Here is a 6,110-nt window from a genome sequence, read left to right on the forward strand (position 1 = left end):
GCCTTGTACTCCGCCACCGGCACATCGCGCAGGGCCGTGGCCATGTAGTCGACCCAGATCGGCAGGCTCAGTCCGCCACCCGTCTCGCGACTGCCCAGTTTGCGCGGGTTGTCGTAGCCGACCCAGGCGGCGGCCACCACCGTGGGTTGGTAGCCCACGAACCAGGCATCCACAGAGTCATTGGTTGTGCCGGTCTTGCCATAGAGGTCAGGGCGCTTGAGCAAGGTGCGCGCGCGCGCGGCCGTGCCGCTGCGCGTCACCTCCTGCAGCAGGCTGTTCATGATGAAGGCATTGCGCTCGTCGATGACCCGCGGGGCATCGGCGAGACCGCGTTTGTCCTCGAACAGCAGCCGGCCCCGCTGGTCGGTCACGCGTGTGATGAGCTTCGGCATGACCAGGTGGCCGCCGTTGGCGAAGACGCCAAAGCCTGTGGCCATCTGCATCGGCGTCACGGCGCCGGCGCCCAGCGCCATCGTCAGATAGGGAGGGTGTTTGCTGGCATCGAAACCGAAGCGGGTGACCCACTGCTGGGCGCTTTGGGTGCCGATCATCTGCAGGATGCGGATGGACACCAGGTTCTTGGAGCGTGCCAGGGCACGCCGTGCCGACATCGGTCCTTCGAACTGACCGTCGTAATTGCGGGGCTCCCACGGCTTGCCGCCGGTCTGCTCGGCACTGAAGTACAGGGGGGCATCGTTGATCACCGTCATCGGTGTCAGGCCCTTTTCGAGCGCCGCGGAGTAGATGAATGGCTTGAAACTGGAGCCCGGCTGCCGCCACGCCTGGGTGACATGGTTGAACTTGTTTTTCTGGAAATCAAAGCCACCAACCAGGGCCCGGATCGAGCCGTCGCGCGGGTCCAGGGCAACAAATGCAGCCTCCACCTCGGGCACCTGGGTGATGCGCCAGGCCTTGCCCGCATCCTGCACGACCCGGATGACACTGCCGGGGCGGATCCGTACGGCTTCCGGCGCATTGGGTGCGAGCCCGGACTGGGCCGGCATGAGCCCGGCGCCGGTGATCTTGAAGGGTTCGCCGTCCTGTCGCACCGCCAGCACCTCTTTCGGGCTGGCCTGCAGCACCACGGCCGACAGCAGATCGCCGTTGTCCGGCACTTCGTCCAGAACGTCGTCGACCGCGTCATCACGTGCCGCAGGGTCTGAGGGCAGGCTGATCTGCCGCTCGGGGCCTCGGTACACCTGCCGGCGTTCATACTCCAGTACCCCGCGTCGCAAGGCCTCGTAGGCAGCGCGCTGCTCGTCGGCCCGCAGGCTCGTGACGACATTGAGGCCGCGGGTGTAGGCCTCCTCGCCGTAGTGCGCCACGATGGCCTGACGGGCCATTTCCGCGACGTACTCGGCATGCAGGGTCCCGCGGCTGCCCGTGCGGCGCAGGACCAGTGGCTCCTCTTTGGCCTGCCGGGCTTCCTCCGCCGAAATGAAGCCGTTGTCCCGCATCCGGTCGATGATGTGCAGTTGTCGAACGCGCGCGCGCTTGGGGTTGCTGACCGGGTTGTAGGCCGATGGCGCCTTGGGCAGTCCGGCGAGCATGGCCGCTTCGGCGATGGTGACGTCCTTGAGCGGCTTGCCGAAATAGATCTGGGCCGCGGCAGAAAAACCGTAGGCCCGTTGACCCAGGAAGATCTGGTTCATGTAGATCTCGAGGATCTGCTCCTTGGTCAGCATGTGCTCCAGCTTGAACGTCAGCAGTACCTCGTAGATCTTGCGGGTGTAGCTCTTTTCGGCCGACAGGAAAACGTTGCGCGCCACCTGCATGGTGATGGTGGAGGCGCCCTGGCTCTTGGCCTGGCCCAGGTTGGCCAGGGCTGCGCGCAGCATGCCCTTGTAGTCGACACCGCGGTGTTCAAAGAAGCGGGCGTCCTCGATGGCGAGGACGGCGTTCTTCATGACGTCAGGAATGTCCCGGATCGGCGTCAGGTCGCGCCGCTCCTCGCCGAATTCGCCGATCAGTTGCCCTTCGGCGGTGAACACGCGAAGCGGCAGCTTGGGCCGGTAATCGGCCAGATCGGCGACATCCGGCAGGTGAGGGTAGGCCGTCGCCAGCGCGATGGCAACCAGCACCAGAATGGAGAGGGCGCCAGCCGCGGCCAGGCCGAACAAGACCGTCAGGATGCGCAGCAGCCCCCGGCCCCAGGTGCCGCCCTGGCTGGGGCCGCCGGCGCTCTTCCGTGGGCGTTCGGTGGCGTCTCGGTGGTCGTCTTGGGGCATGTCGGTGAAGGTCGGGGCTATCGATCATTATAGGAAGCCGCCTGCGCCACCGGGGTGCTCACCTGGCCTGCCGGCAAAAGGGGGCCGGACGGGTGGCTCATCTCCTGTTACAGGCTGTGATGAACGGTGAACTTCGTATGCTTTTGACAACGCTCTGCGGCACGTCGACACCGAAAAATCTTTCCAGCACAAAGAGCTTGCTGCTAGCATTGAAGTGAAATCTTAAGTAATGGCGCGCCTGCGTGCCTCACAAATCGGGGGTCATCTTGATCTCACTGGGATCGCTTTTCAGCCGGGAGCCGGCGCCGTTGCTGGGCATCGACATCAGTTCGTCCAGCGTCAAGCTGGTGGAACTCGGGCGTACCCGTGCGGGGGATATGGTGCTGGAGCGCTGTGCCATCGAACCCCTGGAGCGCGGATGGATCACCGATGGCAACATCGAAAAATTCGACGAGGTGGCCGAGGCCGTGCGCCGGCTTGTGCGCAAGAGCGGCAGCAGGACCAAGAACGTGGCCCTGGCCCTGCCGGCTTCCGCCGTCATTACCAAGAAGATCATCCTGCCGGGCGGGCTGACCGATCGGGAACTGGAGGCGCAGGTCGAGTCCGAGGCCAATCAGTACATTCCGTTTTCGCTCGACGAGGTCAGCCTGGATTTCTGTGTGCTCGGGCCAAGTGCCAGCTCGCAGGGCGACGTCGAGGTGCTGATCGCAGCCTCCCGCAAGGAAAAGGTATCGGACCGGCAAGGCCTGGCCGAGGCCGCCGGACTCAAGCCGGTGGTGATGGACGTGGAGTCCTATGCTTCCCGCATGGCTGCCAGCCGGGTGATCGAAACGCTGCCCAACAGTGGCGTCGATGCGCTGGTGGCGCTGTTCGAGGTGGGTGCCATGACCACCAGCATGCAGGTCATCCGCAACGACGATGTGCTGTATGAGCGGGACCAGGCGTTTGGCGGTGCCCAGCTCACCCAGCTGATCGTGCGCCAGTATGGTTTTTCGGCCGATGAGGCCGAGGCCAAAAAGCGCTCGGGCGATCTGCCGGAGGACTACCGCAACACGGTGCTCGAACCGTTCATCGAGAGCATGGCGCAGGAGATTGGCCGTGCGTTGCAATTCTTCTTCACCAGCACGCCCCACAACAAGGTGGACCATATCCTGATTGCTGGTGGCAGCGCGGCGCTGCCCGGACTGACCGAAGCGGTCACGCACCAGACGTCGTTTGCCAGCATGGTCATCAATCCTTTTGACGGGATGGACATGGGCAGCGCGGTGCAGGTGCGCAAGATCGCCCGGGAGGCGCCCTCCTACCTGACCTCCACCGGCCTTGCGCTGAGGAGGTTCTACCAATGATCCTGATCAACCTGTTGCCGCACCGGGAAGCGGCCCGCAAGAAGCAAAAAGAGCAGTTCTACACGCACCTGGTCATGTCCGCCCTGCTGGGCGGTCTGGTCTGCGGAGCGGTTTTCACCTGGTACCAGGGACGCATGGCGGCGCAGCAGGACCGCAATGCGTTTCTGAAGGCCGAAATTGCCAAGCTCGACAACGAAATCAAGGATGTCGCATCCCTGCAAAGCGAGATCGTTTCGTTGCGCGCGCGCCAGACGGCGGTGGAGAATCTGCAGAGCGACCGCAACCTGCCGGTCCACCTGCTGGAGGCGCTGGTGACCCGCCTGCCCGATGGTGTCTACCTGCGCAGTGTCAAGCAGGAGAAACAGAGCGTGCTGCTGGTCGGTTCGGCGCAATCCCAGGAGCGCGTGTCCGAGCTGCTGCGCAACCTGGGCAATGACAGCCCCTGGCTGAGCAAGCCCGAACTCGTGGAGATCGTGGCCGCGAGAATCGATCCGAAATCGCGCGATCAGCGCAGGGTATCGAACTTCACCATCCGCGTCAGCCTGGTGAGGCCTTCGGAAACCGCGGGCCCGACGTCCGAAGCGGGCAAGCCCTCGAAGGGCAAGGTCTGAGTGCCATGGCAGCGAACGCAAAAAAATTTCTTTCAGTGGACATCCGGTCGGTGTCGGACAAGGCGCGCCGGCAGTTCGTGGGGCTTGACCCCAATGATCCGTCGCTGTGGCCCATTCTGCCCCGCAGCCTGCTGTTTCTTGCCGTGGGCGTCGCCGTCTGCGCCGGTCTGTGGTTTGCCTGGCTCAAGGCGGTCGATGAAGAGCTGGTGGCCGCACAGAACCAGGAACAGCAACTGCGCGACGAATACAAGAAAAAACTGATCCAGGCGGTCAATCTGGACGCCTTGCGCAAGCAGCGGGAACAGGTCCAGCAGTACGTCAGCCAGCTGGAAAAGCAACTGCCGAGCAAGGCCGAGATGGATGCGCTGCTGTCCGACATCAACCAGGCCGGCCTGGGGCGCAGCCTGCAGTTCGAACTGTTCCGCCCGGGCAACGTATCCATCATGGAGTATTACGCCGAACTGCCCATCACCATCAGGGTGACGGGGCGCTACCACGATGTGGGCCTGTTTGCCGCCGATATTGCGCACCTGTCCCGGATCGTGACCTTGAATGACCTGTCGCTGGCGCCCGTCCGTGACCGCGAGGGCGTGCTGACGCTGGATGGCACCGCGAAGACCTTCCGCTATCTCGATCAGGAGGAAATCGCGATGCAGCAGAAGGCGGCAACGGCCAAGAAAGGGGCGCGCAAATGAGGGCTTTCCTGAGGTGCCTGATGCTGTCCGCGGCAGCGGCGGGGCTGATGGCCGGCTGTTCATCGTCGGGTGACGACGAGCTGCGTCTGTGGATGCAGTCGGAGCGCAACTCGATCCGGCCCAATGTGAAACCGATTCCCGAGCCGACCAAGTTCGAACCCAAACCATACACCGTCGAGCAGATGCTGGAGCCGTTCAGCAGCGAGAAGCTGGCCAGTGTGCTCAGGGGCGCCCAGAGCAATCCGCTGCTGAACGCGGCCCTGATCGAGCCGGAGCTCAATCGCCGCAAGGAACCCCTGGAAGCGTTTCCGCTGGACGTCATGACCATGGTGGGCAGCATGGACCGCCAGGGCCATTTGGTGGCCCTGGTCAAGGTCGACAGGCTGCTCTACCAGGTGCGTGTGGGCAATTACCTGGGGCAGAACTACGGCAAGGTGACCGGTATTACCGAGACCGAGGTGCAACTGCGCGAAATCGTGCAGGATGCCGCCGGCGAGTGGATGGAGCAGTCGACGGCGCTGCAGCTACAAGAGGACGCGAGCAAATGAACGGAACAAGCATGACGGCACGCAGCAAAAGGCGCGTCGCCCGAGGGGGGCTGCGTGGAGGAATGGCACTTCTGCTGATGGCGTCCTGCGCCTGGGCGCAGGCACAGAATGCCATCAAGAACCTGACCGGCAGCATTCAGGGTGGGACAGAGATCATCCGCATCGAGACCCAGCAGCCGCTGGCGGCGGCGCCCACGGGGTTCACGGTGCAGTCGCCGGCCCGCATTTCACTCGACTTCCCGGGTGTGATCAATGGCATCGGACGCAACGCTGTGGACATCAACCAGGGCAATATGCGCTCGGCCCATGTGGTGCAGGCAGGGGAACGGACCCGGGTGGTCATCAACCTGAAGCAGCCAGCCTCGTACCAGACCCGGGTCGAGGGCACGACCCTGCTGGTCGTGCTCGATCACAACGCGGCCTCCGCAGCCGCGCCGGCCGTGGCGGCCCCACCGGTAGCGGCGGCAGCGGCGGCGACGTTCGCGCCCAGCCAGAACCCCGATGTCGTGGCGCTCAAGGACATCGATTTTCGGCGGGGTGCCGAAGCTACCGGCCGCGTGGTGGTCGATCTCGGCAGCAACCAGGTGGGGGTGGACATCCGTCAGCAGGGGCAGGATCTGGTGGTCGAATTTCTCCACTCTTCCCTGCCCGAGGGCCTGCGCCGGCGGCTGGATGTGTCCGA

General features: G+C 64.2%; 6 protein-coding genes. 5 read left to right on the forward strand and 1 reads right to left on the reverse strand.

Features of this window, described 5'->3' with window-relative positions:
• The coding region (locus PHQ87_RS01905; RefSeq protein ID WP_300230632.1) for a penicillin-binding protein 1A at positions 1-2,228 on the reverse strand (2,228 nt) is incomplete at its 3' end.
• Between the two features lie 266 nt (positions 2,229-2,494).
• Here PHQ87_RS01905 and PHQ87_RS01910 point away from each other — a divergent pair.
• The 5 genes from PHQ87_RS01910 to PHQ87_RS01930 all read left to right on the forward strand — a co-directional run.
• Positions 2,495-3,574, forward strand: coding sequence for a pilus assembly protein PilM (locus PHQ87_RS01910; protein ID WP_300230634.1), 1,080 nt, complete (start codon positions 2,495-2,497; stop codon positions 3,572-3,574).
• Complete coding sequence (locus tag PHQ87_RS01915) at positions 3,571-4,185, forward strand: PilN domain-containing protein (RefSeq protein ID WP_300230636.1); 615 nt, start codon at positions 3,571-3,573, stop codon at positions 4,183-4,185. Before PHQ87_RS01910 ends, PHQ87_RS01915 begins: the two co-directional genes overlap by 4 nt.
• 5 nt (positions 4,186-4,190) lie before the next feature.
• Positions 4,191-4,880, forward strand: a complete 690-nt coding sequence (locus PHQ87_RS01920) for a type 4a pilus biogenesis protein PilO (protein ID WP_300230638.1) — start codon at positions 4,191-4,193, stop codon at positions 4,878-4,880.
• Positions 4,881-4,900: 20 nt separating this feature from the next.
• The gene (locus tag PHQ87_RS01925; RefSeq protein ID WP_300230640.1) at positions 4,901-5,428 is read left to right on the forward strand and encodes a pilus assembly protein PilP; all 528 of its coding nucleotides are present in this window, start codon (positions 4,901-4,903) and stop codon (positions 5,426-5,428) included.
• A gap of 62 nt (positions 5,429-5,490) precedes the next feature.
• Positions 5,491-6,110, forward strand: a 620-nt coding sequence (locus PHQ87_RS01930) for an AMIN domain-containing protein (RefSeq protein WP_300230642.1), incomplete at its 3' end; no start/stop codon positions are given.

The sequence above is a fragment of the Hydrogenophaga sp. genome, assembly GCF_028698005.1.
In the GTDB taxonomy this organism is placed as follows: domain Bacteria; phylum Pseudomonadota; class Gammaproteobacteria; order Burkholderiales; family Burkholderiaceae_C; genus Hydrogenophaga.

Excerpts from the sequence above, each read along its gene's own strand:
- PHQ87_RS01915 (WP_300230636.1), top strand. The coding sequence starts at position 3,571 with ATGATCCTGATCAACCTGTTGCCGCACCGGGAAGCGGCCCGCAAGAAG.
- PHQ87_RS01920 (WP_300230638.1), top strand. The coding sequence starts at position 4,191 with ATGGCAGCGAACGCAAAAAAATTTCTTTCAGTGGACATCCGGTCGGTG.
- PHQ87_RS01925 (WP_300230640.1), top strand. The coding sequence starts at position 4,901 with ATGCTGTCCGCGGCAGCGGCGGGGCTGATGGCCGGCTGTTCATCGTCG.